Genomic DNA, 19944 nt, shown 5'->3' with positions numbered 1-19944 from the left:
ACCGTTCTGTTGGCCGCCGGGCGCTTACGTAACTTTACCTTTTTACAGGATTTATGTGGGAACAGCTCGCCTTATTTATTATCCGGTTTCGCCTCTCGCTGGTTGCGGTACTGGCCGTCATCACCGTGTTCATGGCCTGGAAGGCCAAGGACGTGGAGATGACCTACGACTTCGCCCAGGTCGTAAGCGAGAAAGACCCAGATATGATTTACTTCAAACAGTTCAAGCAACGGTTTGGGGAAGATGGTAACGTGCTGGTTATCGGCCTGCAAGACAGCTCCGTTTATAAGCTGGGCAACTTCAATGAATTCCGCATCCTCACCGATACCCTTGCCAAAGTACAGGGCGTGAATGGCGTGCTGAGCGTAAGCAAGCTGCTCAATATCACCAAGGATACGGCCACGAATAGCTTCAAAACCGCCCCCATTTTCAGAACGCCACCGCGCAGCCAAAAAGAGCTCGACAGCCTGATGCGGGTGGTGAACAACGTCGAGTTCTACAAGGGCCAACTCATCAGTCCCACCACGGGGGCCACACTGCTAGCCCTGACCATGGACCCAAAGTACCTGAATTCATCGAAGCGGCAGGCGGTGATGAACAATATTCTGGGCTTTGCCGGGCAGTTTGAGCAGAAAACGGGCATCCGCCTGCACTACGCCGGCCTGCCCTACGTGCGCTCCACCATGACAAGCAAAGTGGCCGGCGAAATGAAGTTCTTCACCATCCTGGCCATGGTGGTGACTGGGGTAACGCTGCTGGTGTTCTTCCGGACGTGGTCGGCGGTGGTGTTTCCGCTCATTGTGGTGGGCGTCACCGTTATCTGGTGCGTTGGCTCGATTGTGCTGTTGGGCTTTAAAATCAACCTGCTCACGGGCCTGATTCCGAGCATCATCATTGTTATCGGCATCCCGAACTGCACCTACCTGCTTTCGCGCTACCACTACGATTACCGCAAATCGGGCAACCAGATGCTGGCCATGACGCGGGTAATCCGCAAAATCGGCCTCGTGACGCTGATGAACAACACGACCACGGCCGTGGGCTTTATCGTGTTTGCCTTCACCGACATCGCCATTCTCTACCAGTTTGGCTTGGTGGCTACCATCAACATTTTCGCGGCCTTCGTTATCAGCTTCATTTTGATTCCGGCCGTGTTTACCTACTTGCCGCCGCCCACGCCCAAACAGCTGGAGCACCTCGATGCCGCGCCGCTCACCAAGTTGCTGGAGTTTTTCGACCACCTTGTGCTCGACCGCCGGCCCACCGTCTACATCGCGGCCCTGGTGATGGTAGCTGGCGCCGCCATCGGCATTTCGCGTATCGATGCCGTGTCGTACATGGTGGATGACTTGCCCAAGAAAAGCTCCGTCAACGCCGATTTGGCCTTTTTCGAAAGCCATTTCAACGGCGTGATGCCGCTGGAATTTGAAGTCGACACCCACAAGAAAAAGGGCCTATTGAAGCTCAAAAATCTGGAGAAAATCGACCAGTTCGAGAAGTTCCTGCGGACGCAGCCGGAACTGTCACCACCCGTCAGCCTGGTTACCTTCCTCAAAGCCAGCACTCAGGCCTTCTACAACGGCGACCCCAAGTTTTTCCGCCTGCCTGATAATTCGGAAAAGAACTTCATCCTCAGTGCTCTGGCTAATTCCAGAGATAATGCTACCGGCGCCGGCATGAACGGCAAGCTCCTCCGCTCCTTCGCCGATAGCACCGGCCAGAAAGCCCGCATCAGCTTAAAAATCGCGGATATCGGCTCCCAGAACCTGGACACGCTGATGAACACGAAAATCATCCCGGAGATGAATCGCATTTTCAAAGGGACGGGGATGGATATCCGGCCCACGGGCACGACCATCATCTTCACCAAGGGCAACGAATATGTCATTCACACCCTGCGCGACAGCCTGTTTATGGCTTTCGGGCTGGTGGGTTTGGTGGTGCTCATTCTCTTCCGCTCGTTCAAAACGGTGCTTTTCGCCCTCATTCCCAATGCCGTGACGCTGATTCTCACGGCTGGCATTATGGGGTATTTCAACATCGCACTCAAGCCCAGTACAGCTTTGATTTTCGTGATTGCATTGGGAATTGATGGGGATAACTCCATCCATTTGCTGGCGAAATTCCGCCAGGAAATGGCCCTGAACGGCGGCCGCGTGCGCGAAGCCGTATCGGTAACGCTGAGCGAGGCCGGAACCAGCATGATTTACACGAGCATTGTATTGTTCGTAGGTTTTAGCATCTTCGCCTTCAGCGAATTCGGTGGGACGAAGGCCTTGGGATTGTTAATGGCGGCTTCGTTGTTGATAACGAACTTCTCCAATCTGATTCTGTTGCCTTCGCTCCTCGTGACGTTTGAGCACGGCAAGAGCAGCGATATCGACAACAACGCCCTCATCCGACACTACGACGAGTCATATCATGAAGAGGACGACGACCAGGAGTTGAACTTGGCCCGAATGAAGAAAGAAAGCGACGTTGGTAGTTATGAGATTTAAGATCCTCAGATTGCCTGTAGAAAAATAAAGACCGTCATGCTGAGCGCAGCCGAAGCATCTCTCCCGCGCCATCTGTCATGCTGAGACTGTGAAGCATCTTATCACCGCAGAACGACTCGTTCAATCTTGATAAGATGCTTCGCAGGCTCAGCATGACAGGCGTGGGCGTGGCAGGCGACTAAAAAGAATAGACAGACTCACTACATGAAATACCCCGAATACAAGCAGCCGCTCAATTACGGCCAGGTGGGCGAGGACATCCTCGCCTGGTGGAAGGAGCACGGCATCTTTGAAAAGAGCGTGAGCAGTCGCGAAGGCCAGCCCACGTTCGTGTTTTACGAAGGCCCGCCTTCGGCCAATGGCGCCCCCGGCATCCATCACGTGATGGCGCGCACGGTGAAAGACATTTTCTGCCGCTACCAGACGTTGCTGGGCAAGCAAGTGCCCCGCAAAGGCGGCTGGGACACCCACGGCCTGCCCATCGAGCTGCAGGTGGAGAAGGAACTGGGCATCACGAAGGAGGACATCGGCAAGAAAATCACGGTTGAGGAGTACAATCAGCGCTGCCGCGAAACCGTCATGCGTTTCAAGGCGCAGTGGGACGACCTGACCGAGAAAATGGGCTATTGGGTCGACCTCGATGACCCCTATGTGACCTTCGAGCCGGAGTACATCGAAAGCTGCTGGGCGCTGCTCAAGAAGCTTTACGACAAGGGCTTGCTGTATAAGGGCTACACCATTCAGCCGTATTCGCCAGCGGCCGGCACCGGCCTCAGCTCGCACGAGTTGAACCAGCCCGGCACCTACCGCGACGTGAAGGACACGACCATTGTGGCCGAGTTTGAGGTGAAGCGCGACGAGAAATCGGAGAAGCTGTTTGTCTTGGCAGACGGTCTGCCCGTGTTCATCACGGCCTGGACCACCACGCCCTGGACCCTACCCGCCAATACCGGCCTGGCCGTGGGCAAGAATATTCGCTACGCGGTGGTGCGCACCTTCAACCCCTACACCTACGAGCCGCAGGTGCTGGTGCTAGCCAAGGATTTGGTGAGACGCTACTTTTTATATCTTGATATCGAAGGGACTGGTAATGAAATAGGCGTTGGGTCAGGTCACTTAATGATAGGTGCAGAAACCAGTAAGCATGAAGTGAATGGCAGTGTAGTAGAAACTCTTAATCAAGAGTTTAGAAAAGCGTTGGTTGGAAAAGACGGTAAGGTTCTACACTGGTCAGTGGTTGGTGAATTCACTGGCGCCGAACTGGTGGGCATCAGCTACGAGCGGTTGTTCGGCAGCGAAGACGGTTTCCCGACATTTGAAGGGGAGGAGCGCGCTTTCCGCGTCATCCCCGGCGACTTCGTGACCACGGAGGACGGCACCGGCATCGTGCACATCTCGCCCACATTTGGCGCCGATGACTTCCGGGTTGCCCAGCAGAACGACATCCCCGCGCTCATGGTGATGGATGACCAGGGCAAGCTGAGCCCCATCGTGGACCGCACCGGCCGCTACGTAGCCCAAATGGGTGAATTTGGCAGCCGTTGGGTGAAAAACTACGACGGCCACGACGACACCGCCGCCGACTACCGCACCCTCGACGTGGACATCAGCGTGCGCCTGAAGGAACGCAGCCGGGCCTTCAAAGTGGAGAAGTACGAGCACACCTACCCGCACTGCTGGCGCACCGACAAGCCCGTGCTCTACTACCCGCTCGACTCTTGGTTTATCAAGACCACGGCGGTGAAGGACCGGCTCATCGAGCTCAACAAAACCATCAACTGGAAGCCCGAAAGCACCGGCAGTGGCCGCTTCGGCAACTGGCTGGAAAACCTGGTGGACTGGAACCTGAGCCGCTCGCGCTACTGGGGCACGCCGCTGCCCATTTGGCGCACGCAGGACGGCACCGAGGAGCTGTGCATCGGCAGCATCGAGCAGCTGAAAACGGAGATTGACAAGGCCGTAGCGGCCGAAGTCATGACCCACAACCCCTACGCCAACGGCGAAAAAGTGGACCTGCACCGGCCCTACGTCGACGACATTTTCCTCGTTTCGCCCAGCGGCCTTCCCATGTACCGCGAGACGGACCTCATCGACGTGTGGTTCGACAGCGGCGCCATGCCCTACGCGCAGTGGCATTACCCCATCGAAAACGGCGAGAAATTCCAGAAGAATTTCCCCGCCGATTTCATTGCCGAAGGCGTGGACCAAACCCGCGGCTGGTTCTTCACGCTGCACGCCCTGGCGGTGATGCTGGAAGACTCCGTGGCCTTCAAAAACGTGATGGCCAACGGTCTAGTGCTCGCCAAGGACGGCCAGAAGATGAGCAAGCGCCTCGGCAACGCCGTGGACCCGTTTGCCACCATCAAGCAGTTCGGCCCCGATGCCACCCGCTGGTACCTCATCGCCAATGCGCCACCGTGGGACAACCTCAAGTTTGACCCCGCCGGCGTGACGGAGGTGCAGCGCCGCTTCTTCGGCACGCTGTTCAATACGTACTCGTTCTATGCGCTTTACGCGAACCTGGACGAGTTTCAGACCCGCGAATTCGACCGCATTTCGCAGTCGGATTTGAGCGAGTTGGACCGCTGGATTCTGAGCAAGCTGCAGTCGCTGATTGTGGAAGTGCGTGGCCATCTCGACGGCTACGACCCCACGAAGGCCGCCCGCGCCATCCAGGATTTCGTGACCGACCAGCTCTCAAACTGGTACGTGCGCCTCTCGCGCCGCCGTTTCTGGAAGGGCGAACTGACCGCCGACAAGCGCGCCGCCTACGAAACCCTGCAGGAATGCCTGGTGGTGGTGGCGCAGCTGATGTCGCCCATCGCGCCGTTTTTCGGCGAGTGGCTGTATAAGAACATGACGGCGCAGGCGTCAACCTCACCCCCTGACCCCCTCTCCAAAAAAGAGGGGGCACCGGACATGCCCCAAAACCTGAACTTTACGGCTGGCTCCCCTCTCCTGGGGAGAGGGGCCGGGGGTGAGGTTGCCGGGACCGCGCCAGTCGCCTCCGTACACCTCACGCTGTTGGTGGAAGCCGACACGGCGCGCATCGACGCCAAGCTGGAGGAACGCATGGAGCTGGCCCAGCGCATCAGCTCGCTGGCCCACTCGCTGCGCAAAAAGTCGGTGCTGAAGGTGCGCCAGCCCCTGCAGCGCATCTTAGTGCCGGTGCTGAACGACTCGACCAAGGAGCAAGTCGGATTCGTGGAAGACCTGATTTGTGCCGAAATCAACGTGAAGCACATCGAATTCCTCGACGATGAAAGCGGCGTACTGGTGAAGTCGGTGAAGCCCAACTTCAAGCGTCTCGGCCAGCAATACGGTCCGCGCCTGAAGGCCGTGGGTGCCCGCATTCAGCAGATGACCGCAGCTGAAATCTCGAAGCTGGAGAAGGAGGGAAGCCTAGCCGTAGAGGTCGATGGCCAGCCCATCACCCTGGCCCCCGACGATGTGGAAATCCGCACCGACGACCTGCCCGGCTGGCTCGTGGCCACCGACGGTCCCCTGACCGTGGCCCTCGACGTGACCCTGACCGACGAACTGCGCCAGGAAGGCCTCGCCCGCGAGCTAGTGAACCGCCTGCAGAACCTGCGCAAAGACTCGGGCCTGGAAGTACAGGACAAAATTCGCGTCACTTTGGCAGACCAGCAGCCGGAGCTCACGGCCGCCGTGGCCGCGTTCGGTGACTACATCCGCTCCGAAACGCAGGCCCTCGCCCTGACGTTTGCGGCCGACGTGAAGGGCGGTTCCGTGCTCGAATTTGATGACTACTCCGTGCCCGTGCATTTGGAGGTTGCAACTGCTTGATGTTGAACGACTCGCCGGGGCCTCAAAACCCCGGCGAGTCATCGGCCGCACAAACACTCAATAAGCTCGTCTTTATCGGCTCAAAAGTCCAGACAGTCAGTTATAAAAAGTACAAAAAGACGGTAATAAAACAAGCCGTCGCTCTCGCCAATTTTGGCACCGTCTGAATGCACCCAACCCTCACTACTCGCCAGCAAAACGCGGCCAAATTCTTTCTGCTGGCCCTCTTCATTATCGCCATCGACCAGCTCTCGAAGTGGGCCGTGCACACCTACATGCAGCCCGGCATGGCGGGGGAAATTCCGGTGTTTGGCAATTGGTTCAAGCTCCATTACACGTTGAACCCGGGCATGGCTTTCGGTGCCGAGCTGCCCGCGCCCTACGGCAAACTGGTGCTCACCGCCTTCCGCTTGGTAGCTGTCTTTGGCCTGAGCTACTACATTATTCGCCTCTGCCGCCAGCGGGCCTCCGGCGGCTATATCGCCTGCATGGCCCTGATTCTAGGCGGTGCCGTCGGCAACCTGATAGACTCGATTTTCTACGGTATCATCTACAACAACGCGCCCTTTGCCAGCCCTACGCGCTGGTTCTACGGCCAAGTAATTGACATGCTCTACGTGGACATCTACGAAGGCTTCCTGCCCCAAAACTGGCCGCTGCTAGGAGGGAAGTACGTCTCGCTCTGGCCCATCTTCAACATTGCTGACTCCTCCATTTTCGTAGGCGTCGCCTTGATTCTGCTCAATCAGAGCCGTTTTTTCAAGCAGGAAGAGCCGGCCCCTGCTTCTACCAGCTCTACCTCAGAGGCCGAAACGCCCGCCGTTCTTTAGCTTTCACTCGTGACCAGAAATTCCAGCTTTTTTTTACGCCTGCTTACTTTGCCCGTAGGCAACCCCTAAAATGCAGCCAACCCTCACCACTCGCCAGCAATCCGCCGCTAGATACTTCCTGCTGGCGCTGTTCATTATCGCCATCGACCAGCTCTCGAAGTGGGCCGTGCACACCTACATGCAACCCGGCATGGCGGGCGAAATCCCGGTGTTCGGCAACTGGTTCAAGCTCCATTACACGCTGAACCCCGGCATGGCTTTCGGCGCTGAGCTGCCCGCGCCCTACGGCAAACTAATCCTCATAGCCGTGCGTCTGGCTGCTGTCGCTGCGTTGAGCTATTACATTGTTCGCCTCTGCCAGCAGCGGGCGACTGGTGGCTACATTGCTTGCATGGCCTTGATTCTAGGCGGTGCCTTGGGTAACGTTATCGACTCGGTGTTCTACGGTGTCATCTACAACAATGCGCCGTTTGGCTCACCCACGCGTTGGTTTTATGGTCAGGTGATTGACATGATATACGTCCCCATCTACCAAGGAATCATCCCTCAGTCCTGGCCGGTTATTGGCGGCGAATACACTTATGGGTTTCCTATTTTCAACGTAGCTGATTCTTCAATCTCTATTGCTGTTGCCCTGATTTTGCTCAACCAGAGCCGTTTTTTCAAGCAAGAAGAGAAAAATGCCGCCTTACCCACGGAGCGCGCCCCACTTAGTAGCTCCGGACTCTGAGAACCTGGGGTAGCTCTGGTCTTTCTGCTTTTACTAGAACGTCATACTAAGCTTGCCGAAGCATCTCTACCACTTGAAAATGCGCCTGCACTTATGCCCAAGTGGAGAAATTTAAACGGGATTCCACACAACATCACTCAAAGCTTCTTCGAAACGGAGAGATACTATAGCTGTGGCTATATGGGTGACTGGTTGTTGCATGCAGCCAGAAAGCTGAACCTGACAAACGCTTCTCTCAATGTATTAGAAGCCACTTTTGAACCTGCTGAATTGAATCTTTATCCGCTTGTTTTCCATGCCAAAAGCCTGAAAACAATTATTGACAAAGAGCTTATAGCGAATGGGTTTAAAACAGACTTTATAATAGAAGCACGTATTAACTTCCAATTTATTAATCCAAAAATTTATTGGGTCGGCATCTACTGTTTTCCCTACCTGATTGACAAAACCGGTAGACGCTACGAGCCTGGTCGTATAATCGCCGAAGGTCTCGAACCGTATTTCGACCACTTTGATGAAAGGAATATTCATCCAATGGGGAAGAATCTTGAGTAGCGGGCTGGAGTATTTGCTCAAAGCCGTTCAGTAGAGATGCTTCGGCTGCGCTCAGCATGACGTTCTAGTGTAATGACGTTCTTGCGTACCCAAACTGCTCACAACTGCTCACAACTGCTTAAAAATTACCCCACAATTCCCTCCGTGCCCAACCCCCTCCTCACCGTTTCCAACCTCACTATTGACTTCTCCAGCCACCGCGGCGACGTGCGGGCCGTGGACAACGTGTCGTTTGAGCTGAACCGGGGCGAGACGCTGGCCATTGTGGGGGAGTCGGGCTCGGGTAAATCCGTGACGTCGCTGGCCCTGCTTGGGCTGATTCCGATGCCGCCCGGCCGCATTGCCAGCGGCAGCACCGTTTTTCTCTCTGAAAAACTCGGCACCACCGACCTGCTGAAACTCTCCGAAACCGACCTGCGCCAAGTGCGCGGCAACGACATCGGCATGATTTTCCAGGAGCCGATGACCTCGCTCAACCCCGTGTACACCTGCGGCAGCCAAGTGGTGGAGGCCCTGCTGCTGCACACCGACTGCACGCCCAAGGCCGCCAAGGAGCGCACCATCGAGCTTTTCACCGAAGCTCAGCTGCCGCGCCCCGAAGCCATCTTCAACAGCTATCCACACGAGATTTCGGGCGGCCAGAAGCAGCGCGTGATGATTGCCATGGCCATGGCCTGCCGCCCGGCCCTGCTCATCGCCGACGAGCCCACCACGGCCCTCGACGTGACGGTGCAGGCCCGCATGTTGCGCCTGATTGACGACCTGCGCCGACAACACAACACCGCCGTGCTCTTCATCACCCACGACCTCGGCGTGGTGGCCGAAATCGCCGACCGCATCCTGGTCATGTACCGGGGTAAGGTTGTGGAACAGGGTAGGGTACTGGATATTTTTTCAAATCCGCAACATCCGTACACAAAAGGGCTGTTGGCGTGCCGTCCGCGCCTCTCGGTGGGCAAAAAACGCCTGCCCGTGGTGGCTGATTTCATGCGGGAAGACGCCAGCGGGCAGCTCCTGGCCCAACCCGAACCGGTTGTTTCGCTTTCAGATGAGGCACTTGCGGAATCATCGACCGAAGTAGAGGAGCAGCATTTACGGGATAAAATTGAAACCGCCAAAACGTTCCCCGTGGAACATGGGGATGTTCCACGGGTGGAAGCGGGTTCGGCGCAGGCGTTAACCTCACCCCCTGACCCCCTCTCCAAAAAAGAGGGGGCACCGGACATGCCGCTGGCGAGTTCGGCAATAGAATCGTCCTCACGAGCCGGTGCCCCCTCTTTTTTGGAGAGGGGGTCAGGGGGTGAGGTTGCGGCCGCGCCGCTCCTGGAAGTCCAGAACCTCCAGGTCTACTTCCCGCTCCGCAAGGGCTTCTTCCGCCGCGCCACCGATTATGTGCGGGCCGTGGACGATGTCAGCTTCACGCTGTATCCCGGCGAGACCATCGGGCTGGTGGGGGAGTCCGGCTGTGGCAAGACTACCCTCGGCCGGGCGCTGCTCCGCCTCACGGAACCAACGGCGGGCAGCATCCTGTTTGAAGGAACTGATTTGGCCCGGCTCTCGGCTGGTGAGTTGCGCCGCCGTCGGCGCGATTTGCAGCTGGTTTTCCAGGACCCCTACGCCGCCCTCAACCCGATGCTGACGGTGGGCGAGGCCATTTGGGAACCGATGCGGGTGCACAACGTGGGCGGCACCCGCCAACAGCAAAAGGCGAAAGTGCTGGAGCTGCTGCGCACCGTGGGCCTGCGCGACGAGCATTTCCAGCGCTACCCGCACGAGTTCAGCGGCGGGCAGCGGCAGCGCATCTGCATTGCCCGGGCGCTGGCCTTGCAGCCCAAATTGATTGTCTGCGACGAATCGGTTTCGGCCCTCGACGTCTCGGTGCAGGCGCAGGTGCTGAACCTGCTCAACGACCTCAAACGTGAGTTCGGCATCACCTATCTGTTCATCACGCACGACCTGTCCGTAGCCCGGTTTATGAGCGACCGGCTGTTGGTCATGCACCAGGGCCGCATCGTGGAAAGCGGCCCGGCGGCAGCCATCTATGCGGCGCCGCAGCACGAATACACCCAAGGCCTGCTGGCTGCCATCCCCAAGGATAGCCTGGCCGACATCCAGGCTGCCGTGGCCAGTAGGGCGTAGCCTTCGCTACGCCGCGTTGAACGACTGAACGCGAACCTGACTGACTCGCCGCATCGTATTTTCTATAGTTTAGCTTTCGGCGCGGGCCGAGGCAGCAAAGGCTGCGTTCTACATAACTTCCCGGCTAGCCTCCCGTTTTATTTACCGCGCCGCCGGCGCATTCATTTTTTCGCTCTCGCCGCCTGCGACCAATCAACTTTTCGGCGGCCCCTTTTTACATGAATACCCCCGAGAAACCCCAGGCTCCCCGCGCCAAGCGTGAAAAGCCCGAACCTGCGCCCATCACTCAGGAACAGGTGCTGCGCGCATTCACCGACAACCCCACCAAAGTCCTTGCTTACCGCCAGCTCTCGCGCCGCCTTGGCGTCACGACCAAGGGGCAGCGCGAGGAAATCTTCGCGCACATCAAAGCGCTGCGGAAGAAGGGCCTGATTTTGCTGCTTCAGAACGACGAATACCGCTTGGCTGATAGCGAAGCCGTGGCTACCGCGCTGATGCCGTCCAGTGCCCGCAAATCGGCTAAGAAGGCCGACCTCCCGGTGGAGCCCCCGCGCAACCTTTCCGTGCAGGCGCAGTTCGGCCAGGACCCCATCGTGCACCGTCGGCGCTCGGCCGGTTTCGACTACGTGGACGGCGACGACCGGCCCGAGCGGGCACCGTCGAACACGGTTATCGGAACCGTCGATTTGGCCACGCCCAACTTTGCCTTTGTCGTGCCCGAGGGGACGGGCAATGCCGACGACATCCGCGTCTTCACCGACCAGCTCAAGTTTGCTTTGCAGGGCGACATCGTGCGGGTGCGGCTGCGCAGCTCCCGCGACGGCCGCCCCGTGGGCGACGTGGTGGAAGTGCTCAAGCGCGTGCGCCCCGAGATTGTGGGCCGCCTGCAAGTGCAGGGTACGCTCGGCTTCGTGCAGCCCGACAACCGCAAGGTGTACTTCGATGTGTTCGTGCCGCCGCATCTGTTGCACGACGCCCGCACCGGCGACAAGGTGCTGGTCCGCATCAACGAGTTTCCGGAGGACAGCAGCCGCCAGCCGGTGGGCGAGGTGGTTCGCAACTTCGGCGCGGCCGGCGGGCACGAGGCCGAGATCAACGCCATCATGGCGGAGTTCGGCCTGCCCTTCGAATTCCCGCAGGAAGTCGAGGAGGAGTCGGAGGCCATCAGCGAGGTTATCGCGGAGGATGAAATTGCCCGCCGCCGCGATTTCCGCGACATCACCACCTTCACCATCGACCCGGCCGACGCCAAGGACTTCGACGATGCCCTGAGCATTCGGAAGCTGGAGAACGGCCACTGGGAAGTGGGGGTGCACATCGCCGACGTGACCCACTACGTGCGCCCCGGCACCGAGCTAGAGCGCGAGGGCAAGCACCGCGCCACGTCGGTGTACCTCGTCGACCGCGTGATTCCGATGCTGCCCGAGCGCCTGAGCAACGGCCTCTGCTCGCTGCGCCCGCACGAGGACAAGCTGACTTTCTCGGCCGTGTTTGAGCTGGATGAAAAAGGCAAGCTCTACGAGTCGTGGTTCGGCAAAACCATTATTCACTCCGACCGCCGCTTCTCTTACGAGGAGGCCCAAGAGCGCATCGAAAGCAAGGAGGGGGACTACGCTGAGGAGATAAATGTGCTCAACGACATGGCGCATAAAATCTGCGCCCAGCGCTTCAAGCAAGGTGCCATCACCTTCGAAACGCAGGAGGTGAAGTTCCGGCTCGATGAGCACGGCAAGCCCCTCGGCGTGTACGTGAAGGAGCGCAAGGACGCGCACAAGATGATTGAGGAGTTCATGCTGCTGGCCAACCGCAAGGTGGCCGAGTTCGTGTTCAACCTCAAAAAGACCAAGCCGCGCTTCACCATGGTGTATCGTACCCACGATGCGCCCGAGCCCGAACGCCTCCAGACTTTCGCCCTCTTCGCCCAGAAGTTCGGCTACAAGCTGAAGCTCGAAAACCCGAAAAAGATCAGCACCGAGCTCAACAACCTTAGCTCTGAAGTGGTGGGCAAGCCCGAGCAAAACGTGCTGCAAGGTTTGGCCATTCGGACGATGGCCAAGGCCATTTACACCACCGAGCCCCTCGGTCACTTCGGCCTGGCCTTCGCCCACTATTCGCACTTCACCTCGCCCATCCGCCGCTACCCCGACATGATGGCTCACCGCCTCTTGGAGCACTATCTGGAAGGCGGCAAAAACGTGCCGGCCGAGCCCGTGGAAGAAGAGTGCAAGCACTCCTCGGCCCGCGAAAAACTCGCCGCCAATGCCGAGCGCGCCAGCATCAAATTCAAGCAAGTCGAGTTCATGCTCGACGAAGTGGGCAACACCTTCAAGGGCGTGGTGTCGGGCCTTACCGAGCGGGGCATGTACGTCGAGATTGAGGAGAACAAGTGCGAAGGCATGGTCCGTCTCTCCGACATTCCCGGCGACGAATTTGAGCTTGACAAGGACAACTACCGCATCGTGGGCCGCCGGACCAAGCGCATCATCCAGTTCGGCGACGAGATGGATGTCGTCGTGAAATCGGCCAACCTCCTCGACCGCACCATCGACTTTGAGCTAGTTGACAACCGCCCCGACTTCGTGAAAAAGCGCGAGGCCGAGGAGCGCCGCACCCGTGGCGGTGGCGCCCCCCGCGGCTACCGCGACTACGACAAGGGCGGCAAAAGCGGCGGCATGGCGAAGGGTGCCCACAAGGGTAAAAGGCGGTAACCTCACCGGTAGAACCTCACCCCCGGCCCCTCTCCGAAAGAGAGGGGAGCCTGACGATTTTAAAGTCCCGACTCTGGGTAGAGTCGGGACTTTTTTGTTGATGCAATACCAAGCTCATCCGTCAGAAGCTTCTCGGCTCCCCTCTCTTTTGGAGAGGGGCTGGGGGTGAGGTTCCGCCAGTCGCGCCGCTGGGGCAGCACCCCCCCGCTTCCTTACCGAGGCCTCCCACTTCCTACCTCACCCGGCGCGGCTTTCACCTGAGCTACCCCACTTCCGAGCCGGCCCGTCGGAGCTAAAAGCCGGTCGCGGCTCCCTTCGAGCCGGGTACGGTCGGCTTGGAAGTGGGGTAGCTCAGGTGAAAGCCGCGCCGGGTCGGCTCCAAAGCGGGCCGGGTCGGCTACTAGCCGGGCGCGGTCGGTTCTGAAGGGAGGGGGGGTACTTCCGAAGTACCCCCCTCCCCGTTAGAAGTACCCCGGTGGCCCGGCGGCGCCCGGAGAAGCGGTCCAGATTTTCCCGCCTTGAACAGGCATTTCCTACGACCTTTGCCTTGATGCAAACCCCCGACTTCCCCGCTCAAATCACCGCCGCCCTTGCGCAGCTCAGCTACGGCGAGCAACCCGATACATTGTATGCCCCCATCCGCTACATCATGGGATTGGGCGGCAAGCGCATCCGGCCGCTGCTCACGCTGCTCGGCGCCCACCTCTTCACCGACGAGCTCAGCGGCATCATCAAGCCCGCGCTGGCCACCGAAGTCTTCCACAACTTCACCCTGCTCCACGACGACCTGATGGACCAGGCCCCCCTGCGCCGCGGCCAGGCCACGGTGCACGAAAAGTGGAACCCGAACGTGGCCATCCTCAGCGGCGACGTGATGCTGGTGCGGGCCTACGAGCTGTTTCTGGAAGTGAAGCCGGCGCTGCTGCCCACCATCCTGCGGCGCTTCAGCCAGACGGCCGCCGAGGTCTGCGAGGGCCAGCAGTGGGACATGAATTTCGAGACCGAGCCCCAGGTCAGCATCGCCCAATACCTGGACATGATTCGCCTGAAAACGGCCGTTCTCCTCGGCTTCTGCCTGGAGCTGGGCGCCCGCCTCGCCGGGGCTTCGGAGGAAGACGCCGACCACCTCCGCCAGTTCGGCACCGATATCGGCCTAGCTTTCCAGCTGCGCGACGACCTGCTCGACGTGTACGGCGACGCCGCCACCTTTGGCAAGCGGGTGGGGGGCGACATCGTATCCGACAAGAAAACCTTCCTCCTGCTCACCGCCCAGGCCCAGGCCAGCCCCGGCCAGCAAGCCATCCTGCGCCAGCTCATCGCCCAGCCCGTCATCGATGCCGACGCCAAGGTGAACGCCGTGCGCGCCATCTACGACGAGCTCGAAATCCGCCCCCAGACCGAGGCCCTCATCAACACCTATTTCCAGGACGCCTTGCAGCACTTGGAGCGCGTAGCCGCCCCCGCCGACCGCAAACAGCCCCTGCATCACCTCGCGCTCCAGCTCATGGACCGCGAAAACTAACCCTCCGTGTTCAATCCCATTCTCATCCTCATCGGCCTCACCGTCGCCATCTCCGCCTACGCCTGGTCCAACGACCAGCTCATGGAATCCTGGATACTCCGGCCCTACTACATGGCCCGCGACCGGAGCCAGTTGTACCGCTTCCTCACGTCCGGTTTTCTGCACGCCGATTGGGGCCACCTGCTCTTCAACATGATTGCCTTTTATTCCTTCGGAGGCCTCGTGCTCGACGTGCTGTGCAACGGTACCGGCGCGCCCGGCCTCGATGGTTTCGACGCCACCGGCGGCATCTGGCGCTTCCTGCTGCTGTACCTGGGCGGCATCATCGTGTCCGACATTCCCACTTATTTCCGGCACCGCGACGACCGCAACTACGGCAGCCTGGGCGCCTCGGGCGGCGTGGCGTCGGTGCTGTTCGCCGGCGTCATCTTTGCCCCACTCAATAAAATCTACCTGATGTTTATCCCCGTGGGCATCCCCGGTTTCATCTTCGGTTTCCTGTACCTGCTCTATTCTTACTACCAGGGCCGCCGACGGGGCGATAACATCAACCACGACGCCCATTTCTACGGCGCGCTCTACGGTGTGGTCGTCACGCTGGTTTTCATGCCAGCCGCCGCATTAGAATTCGTGCGGCAAATAAGCTCGTTCCTGCAATCATTTGTTTGATAAATAGCAGTTTATGCGTTGCAAATAGGTCCGGTATATCTATTTAGGGGAGTGTACGTAAGAGGAAACCAAGTTTATCTTTCACTTGCCTCCCTCATTATGCATCCTCTTCGTCATGTTGCTTCCCGGCTGCCTCTCGCGGCGCTGTTACCTCCTTTGATGCTCCTGGCTTCGTCGTGTAGGCGCTACAAAAGCAACGGTAGCCTTTCTTTCATCGGGGTTCTTTACCTCATTCTAGCCATCGCCGCCGTCATCAGCCTATTGAAACAAGACTGGGACATCACTAAAAAACTCATCTGGGGCGTCGTCATTTGGGTCTTCCCCGTGGCCGGTTCCATCATCTACTTCTTGTTCTCCGGGCGCAAATAGCCTCACTCACCAAATCGCGACCAACAGAAAGCCCCGACCAAAATTTGGTCGGGGCTTTCTGTTGGTAATTGGAAATGGCCTTGCTTAGCCGTGGCCGTGGGTGGCGTACGGCTACTCGAGCAGGCGCTTCTTTTCCAGCCGTGCCACGCCGCGCAGTAGCTCGCCGCTGTTCGTGATTTGTGTCATCTGCCAGTGGTCGCCCAGGCGGCGCATCTTCACTTCTATCACCATCGTGGTGTCGTATCTCGGCTGGGTAACCTCAAGCCCTACGAAAGCGTTGTCGCCCTCCTCCCGGGTGTACTTGACGCCTTTAAACTCGCTGTCATGGCTCACGACTTTATTGGCCAGCCCAGTCAGGGAAACGTTCACCAGCCGCTTGGGGGCCGCCGCTGCCGCTGCTTCCAGTGAGCCCGTTTCTACATAGCGCTGCACTTCCTGATGCGCCGCTTTGGCCAAGGTTGGCTTCAGCAGGCGCATGGCCCCGCCCATCAATAGGCTGCCGCCCGGCATGAGGGAAGTAAGTATCGAGCCCTGCTGTGTCACATCATCTACCAGGTGGGTCGTTACGCTATTCACATCAACATACTTTTCGAAGGTGGCCATATCGTGTGCCTGCACGGCGGCGGCAGCCGAGACCAGCGCTCCGCTCGGCCCGTGTTTCAGACTCCGATAGTAGTAGTATCCCCCAGCTCCCAGCGCTAGCAGCAGTACAAACAATAATAATTTCTTCATGAGGTCGTAGGCAATTATGATGAGCCGCAAAAATACCCAAACCCACGGCGATAGAAGCAGGCGAAACCCATTCAGGCTAGCAATGCCAGTCAGTGGGTAGTGGATTTCCCCAAGCGAATACGCAGCGCCCCTTTTCCTCTGAAATCCTCTTCGACTCACCCCCACAGCCACCATGCCATTAATGCGGAAATGCACGGCGCCCTCGCTTGTCTTGCACTGTTTCCCGCGCTGTTCATGCACCAAAGGCAGGCGCTGTTATTTCTGCCGAAAGCCAAGCACTCACCATAGCTGCCTGCTCACACCTTCCAGCAAACCGACTCCTGCGCGGCGCTTCAGCCTCTATCAAATGCCACGCGCATTCATATTATAGAAAGTGTGACCATGCTCGCTTAACAAGCCTCCATAGCATGCCCATGAGCCTCCACCAACTACACGACGGCTCGCACCTGCCGAGCCGTCAATAAGCAACTTCTACTAACTGCATGGAGGGAGTAATCCTGACGAAGAGCCGTCTTCGTTCCGCCATCCTTGGTGCGGTACTGCCTGCCCTACGCCAGACTGTGGTACTCCGACCAAAGTATTCTTCATTTCACTGTAGCGTTTGTACTCAATGCGACACAGCAAAGAAGCTCACTGCTTGATGTCCTAGCATTACATCATGTTACAAATCAATGCTGTTACACACAAATGATACAGTTGTTTCGTGTAAATTGATACACTGTGTGTTCTTGTAACACCCACCTGATACGCATTACAATGTAAATTATTGCCTACACAAATTTGTTTAGGTTGAACATTTGTGACATATTTGCATCAGCGTTACGGAACACACTACATATGCCACATCAAGGCGAAATCCTGCAAGAAGCTATCAAAAACAGTGGTATTTCCATTACGCGCATCGTGGAAGAGTTGGGTGTTACACGTCCAACCATCTATCGTAAATTCAAGGAAGAGACCATTGATTACAACTTCGTAAAAAAAATAGGAGACATTATTAACCACGATTTCTCGAACGATTTTACAGCTTTACAACAATCGTCTCTTTCGTTTGTAACACATTCGGTAAAAACATCTGTTACAAATAGTGTTGCACCCCGTGTAACATCAACTCAAAGCATTGATTCTGATGCATCGAAGCAACTTTTAATACTCCAGGCGAAGTACATAGCGCTTCTAGAGGCCTACAATGAGCTTCTGCTAAAAGTGTATGGCCCGAAGTAACAAAAATGTTCCACGTGAAACATTTTTGTTCTGAGAGCCGACAGGGTGGCCTGTGTAACACTGCCCTATAAATGCAGGCAAGATGAGGATGAGGCGTAAGACAGACCTTGTGTGCTGCTGACAGAAGAGCCGAATAAGGCAATCAGAAAGTCGGCGAGAAGGAGAGTTGTCAGTCAAGCCAAGCTAGGACCTGTCTGCAAAGGCACGTTTCCCAAGTGCCGTGATGCATTATGCAGCGGGAGTAGTGCCTATTAACAGCCGGAAGAAGGGCGGAATTCGGGGAATAGAAAATACACCAGCAACCACAGGCCAAGCCAGCGATTAATTAAAACCATGTATCGCCTAGTGCCAAGGAAAGGTTCGGACCAAGGCTCCTGCGCAAAAGAAGCTGTAATGGAGTAGGGTAGGATCGAGCCACCAGAATTGCTGGTCAGCGTTGCTTTGAAATGATGACTTTTTGAATTCTGTTGAAGAGTTCAGCTCTCAAATGAATGGCTCAGTAGACGCCCTGAATAGCGAGTAAGTCTTCAACGTTCCGATAGCAGCGTAGCATTGCCGCACACAGACGGCCGCAGAGAGCAGCACGTGAGGAGCCCGGATATCGGTCGAGCTTAGCTAAAGGAAGATGACTTCCTTGATTACCGTTTCGCCAACCTCAGTATTGATGAGTTCGGCCACGCGAGTCTTGGCCATTAATAGCTCGTGCTTGAGTGGGGCAGAGGTGAGGCGAACAAAGAGCCGACCCTTGTTAACGTAGACTTCCTGGGTTTTCAGTGCCACTGCCTTTCCCATCACCCGCTCCCAACTCGATACTACTGTCACCTCATTGAGCTTGCCCTGGAGACGGTAGGCCCGCACCAAGGCCTCGAGGCCTTCTTTAAGAGAGATGTCACCGGAGCGAGAAGAGGGCTTTTTCATGGTATAAGCACACCAGAAAGAGAGGCCGAACCAGCCTCAGATTCTGGGCTACAAAGGTAGCGCTTGCTGGTATTTAAACGGGTGCCACGGTGCCGTCCTGCACCCGGAACCGAAGGATGGGAATGGAGACCCGCGCCAGTGCCTGATCGGTACGCTCAAGGTTAGTGTCGGTCAGGAATACTTGGCCGAAGGTCTCGTCGGCTACCAACTCCAACAAGCGGGCAATGCGTTTGTCATCGAGGCGGTCGAAGATGTCATCGAGGAGAAGTAGAGGCTTGTGCTGCTGCTTGGCGGCCAGCATTTCAAACTGTGCCAGTTTTAGGGCGATAGCGAAGGACTTCTGCTGGCCTTGTGATGCGTGACTTTTGACGGGTTGCTCATCCATTAAAAACACGAAGTCGTCGCGGTGCGAGCCCGTGGTGGTGCGTTGCAATACGAAGTCCCGGCGCTCATTGCTTCTCAGCAGTTGGGCAAAGTCGACGCCCAGCAGTTGGCTCTTATAGGTGAGCGTGACTAATTCCCGGCCATCGGCAAGCTGCCGGTAGTGACGCTGGAAGATGGGTACGTATTCGGCCAGGAAAGCCTCCCGCAAGGTTGTGAGCTGTTGCCCGATGGGCGCGAGTTGTTCATCAAGAGCGAGCAAGTAGTCACGGTCGAAGCCATGGGGGGTTGAGCGCTCGGTGCCTTGCTTCAGCACAGCGTTGCGCTGGCGTAGTAAAGCGTTGTAGGAAATGAGTAGCTCTAAAAACTCATGGTCGAGTTGGGCCATCAGGCTATCAAAATACTTGCGCCGGTCTTCACTGCCCTGGCGGATGAGGTCGGTATCGTAGGGAGAAATAAGGACGGCGGGATAGCGGCCAATATGGTCGGCCATCCGCTCGTAGGGCTGTTTGTTGTGGGTGAGTGTCTTTTTCTGACCCAAGCGCAAGCTAACTTGGATGGTTTCTGGTCCAGAAATTAAATCAGCTGAGAAAACCCCTTTAACTACAAAGAAATCAGCTCCTTGCTTAATACAAAGAGCGTCGGAAGAGCTTATCGCACTCTTTGTCAGCGATAAGTAGTGAATCGCATCCAGCAGATTAGTTTTGCCGCTGCCATTATCACCAATAAAACAGTTGAGGCCGGGAGATAAGCGGAGGGCAGCGTCGTCGTAATTCTTAAAAAAAAGAAGCTGGAGCGAGTCAAGGGTCATAAGGTATCGGTATTGCCAGCAGTTTTATGTAATTTCGCCCTCCCAACGCGA

14 protein-coding genes are annotated in these 19944 nt (G+C 57.3%); 11 read left to right on the top strand and 3 right to left on the bottom strand.

All coding sequences use genetic code 11. The annotated features are described in order from the left end of the window. Positions 1–53 precede the first annotated feature (53 nt). The 10 genes from WX88_RS10855 (at position 54) to WX88_RS10810 (ending at position 15827) form a co-directional block, all read left to right on the top strand. On the top strand, positions 54–2498 hold the full coding sequence (locus WX88_RS10855) for an efflux RND transporter permease subunit (protein ID WP_046244390.1): 2445 nt from the start codon (positions 54–56) through the stop codon (positions 2496–2498). A gap of 204 nt (positions 2499–2702) precedes the next feature. Next, positions 2703–6305, top strand: a complete 3603-nt coding sequence (locus tag WX88_RS10850; protein ID WP_046244389.1) for an isoleucine--tRNA ligase — start codon at positions 2703–2705, stop codon at positions 6303–6305. Positions 6306–6472: 167 nt separating this feature from the next. Continuing rightward, complete coding sequence (locus WX88_RS10845; protein ID WP_046244388.1) at positions 6473–7135, top strand: lipoprotein signal peptidase; 663 nt, start codon at positions 6473–6475, stop codon at positions 7133–7135. A gap of 70 nt (positions 7136–7205) precedes the next feature. Continuing rightward, positions 7206–7865, top strand: coding sequence for a lipoprotein signal peptidase (locus WX88_RS10840; protein ID WP_046244387.1), 660 nt, complete (start codon positions 7206–7208; stop codon positions 7863–7865). Positions 7866–8045: 180 nt separating this feature from the next. Next, positions 8046–8420, top strand: coding sequence for a hypothetical protein (locus WX88_RS10835; RefSeq protein WP_046244386.1), 375 nt, complete (start codon positions 8046–8048; stop codon positions 8418–8420). A 144-nt stretch (positions 8421–8564) separates the two neighbouring features. Further along, entirely contained in the window at positions 8565–10559 is a 1995-nt protein-coding gene (locus WX88_RS10830; protein ID WP_072052994.1) for an ABC transporter ATP-binding protein, read from the top strand. Between the two features lie 218 nt (positions 10560–10777). Then, on the top strand, positions 10778–13267 hold the full coding sequence (gene rnr, locus WX88_RS10825) for a ribonuclease R (RefSeq protein WP_046244385.1): 2490 nt from the start codon (positions 10778–10780) through the stop codon (positions 13265–13267). Between the two features lie 550 nt (positions 13268–13817). Beyond that, on the top strand, positions 13818–14789 hold the full coding sequence (locus tag WX88_RS10820) for a polyprenyl synthetase family protein (protein WP_046244384.1): 972 nt from the start codon (positions 13818–13820) through the stop codon (positions 14787–14789). A 6-nt stretch (positions 14790–14795) separates the two neighbouring features. Further along, positions 14796–15458 carry a rhomboid family intramembrane serine protease gene (locus WX88_RS10815; protein WP_231590671.1) on the top strand — a complete coding sequence of 221 codons (663 nt, stop codon included), beginning with the start codon at positions 14796–14798 and terminating at the stop codon, positions 15456–15458. A 99-nt stretch (positions 15459–15557) separates the two neighbouring features. Then, positions 15558–15827 carry a PLD nuclease N-terminal domain-containing protein gene (locus WX88_RS10810; RefSeq protein WP_082115971.1) on the top strand — a complete coding sequence of 90 codons (270 nt, stop codon included), beginning with the start codon at positions 15558–15560 and terminating at the stop codon, positions 15825–15827. 111 nt (positions 15828–15938) lie between these two features. On the opposite strand, the gene WX88_RS10805 is transcribed toward WX88_RS10810, so the two are convergent. Next, positions 15939–16559 carry a hypothetical protein gene (locus WX88_RS10805; protein ID WP_156176066.1) on the bottom strand — a complete coding sequence of 207 codons (621 nt, stop codon included), beginning with the start codon at positions 16557–16559 and terminating at the stop codon, positions 15939–15941. An 837-nt stretch (positions 16560–17396) separates the two neighbouring features. Here WX88_RS10805 and WX88_RS10800 point away from each other — a divergent pair. Further along, positions 17397–17783 (top strand): helix-turn-helix domain-containing protein, encoded by a 387-nt coding sequence (locus tag WX88_RS10800; RefSeq protein ID WP_046244381.1) that lies wholly within the window; start codon positions 17397–17399, stop codon positions 17781–17783. Positions 17784–18398: 615 nt separating this feature from the next. On the opposite strand, the gene WX88_RS10795 is transcribed toward WX88_RS10800, so the two are convergent. Together WX88_RS10795 and recF are read right to left on the bottom strand one after the other, a co-directional pair. Further along, positions 18399–18701 carry a DUF721 domain-containing protein gene (locus tag WX88_RS10795; protein WP_046244380.1) on the bottom strand — a complete coding sequence of 101 codons (303 nt, stop codon included), beginning with the start codon at positions 18699–18701 and terminating at the stop codon, positions 18399–18401. Between the two features lie 73 nt (positions 18702–18774). Next, entirely contained in the window at positions 18775–19893 is a 1119-nt protein-coding gene (gene recF, locus WX88_RS10790) for a DNA replication/repair protein RecF (protein ID WP_046244379.1), read from the bottom strand. Positions 19894–19944: the final 51 nt, after the last annotated feature.

This window comes from Hymenobacter terrenus, assembly GCF_000972495.1.
Lineage (GTDB): Bacteria > Bacteroidota > Bacteroidia > Cytophagales > Hymenobacteraceae > Hymenobacter > Hymenobacter terrenus.
Note: the sequence above shows the minus strand (reverse complement) of the source record. Positions and strands in the feature narration are given on the sequence as shown.

Coding starts and splice junctions, on each gene's coding strand:
- WX88_RS10855 (WP_046244390.1), top strand. CDS start 54: ATGTGGGAACAGCTCGCCTTATTTATTATCCGGTTTCGCCTCTCGCTG.
- WX88_RS10850 (WP_046244389.1), top strand. CDS start 2,703: ATGAAATACCCCGAATACAAGCAGCCGCTCAATTACGGCCAGGTGGGC.
- WX88_RS10845 (WP_046244388.1), top strand. CDS start 6,473: ATGCACCCAACCCTCACTACTCGCCAGCAAAACGCGGCCAAATTCTTT.
- WX88_RS10840 (WP_046244387.1), top strand. CDS start 7,206: ATGCAGCCAACCCTCACCACTCGCCAGCAATCCGCCGCTAGATACTTC.
- WX88_RS10835 (WP_046244386.1), top strand. CDS start 8,046: ATGGGTGACTGGTTGTTGCATGCAGCCAGAAAGCTGAACCTGACAAAC.
- rnr (WP_046244385.1), top strand. CDS start 10,778: ATGAATACCCCCGAGAAACCCCAGGCTCCCCGCGCCAAGCGTGAAAAG.
- WX88_RS10820 (WP_046244384.1), top strand. CDS start 13,818: ATGCAAACCCCCGACTTCCCCGCTCAAATCACCGCCGCCCTTGCGCAG.
- WX88_RS10810 (WP_082115971.1), top strand. CDS start 15,558: ATGCATCCTCTTCGTCATGTTGCTTCCCGGCTGCCTCTCGCGGCGCTG.
- WX88_RS10805 (WP_156176066.1), bottom strand. CDS start 16,559: ATGAAGAAATTATTATTGTTTGTACTGCTGCTAGCGCTGGGAGCTGGG.
- WX88_RS10800 (WP_046244381.1), top strand. CDS start 17,397: ATGCCACATCAAGGCGAAATCCTGCAAGAAGCTATCAAAAACAGTGGT.
- WX88_RS10795 (WP_046244380.1), bottom strand. CDS start 18,701: ATGAAAAAGCCCTCTTCTCGCTCCGGTGACATCTCTCTTAAAGAAGGC.
- recF (WP_046244379.1), bottom strand. CDS start 19,893: ATGACCCTTGACTCGCTCCAGCTTCTTTTTTTTAAGAATTACGACGAC.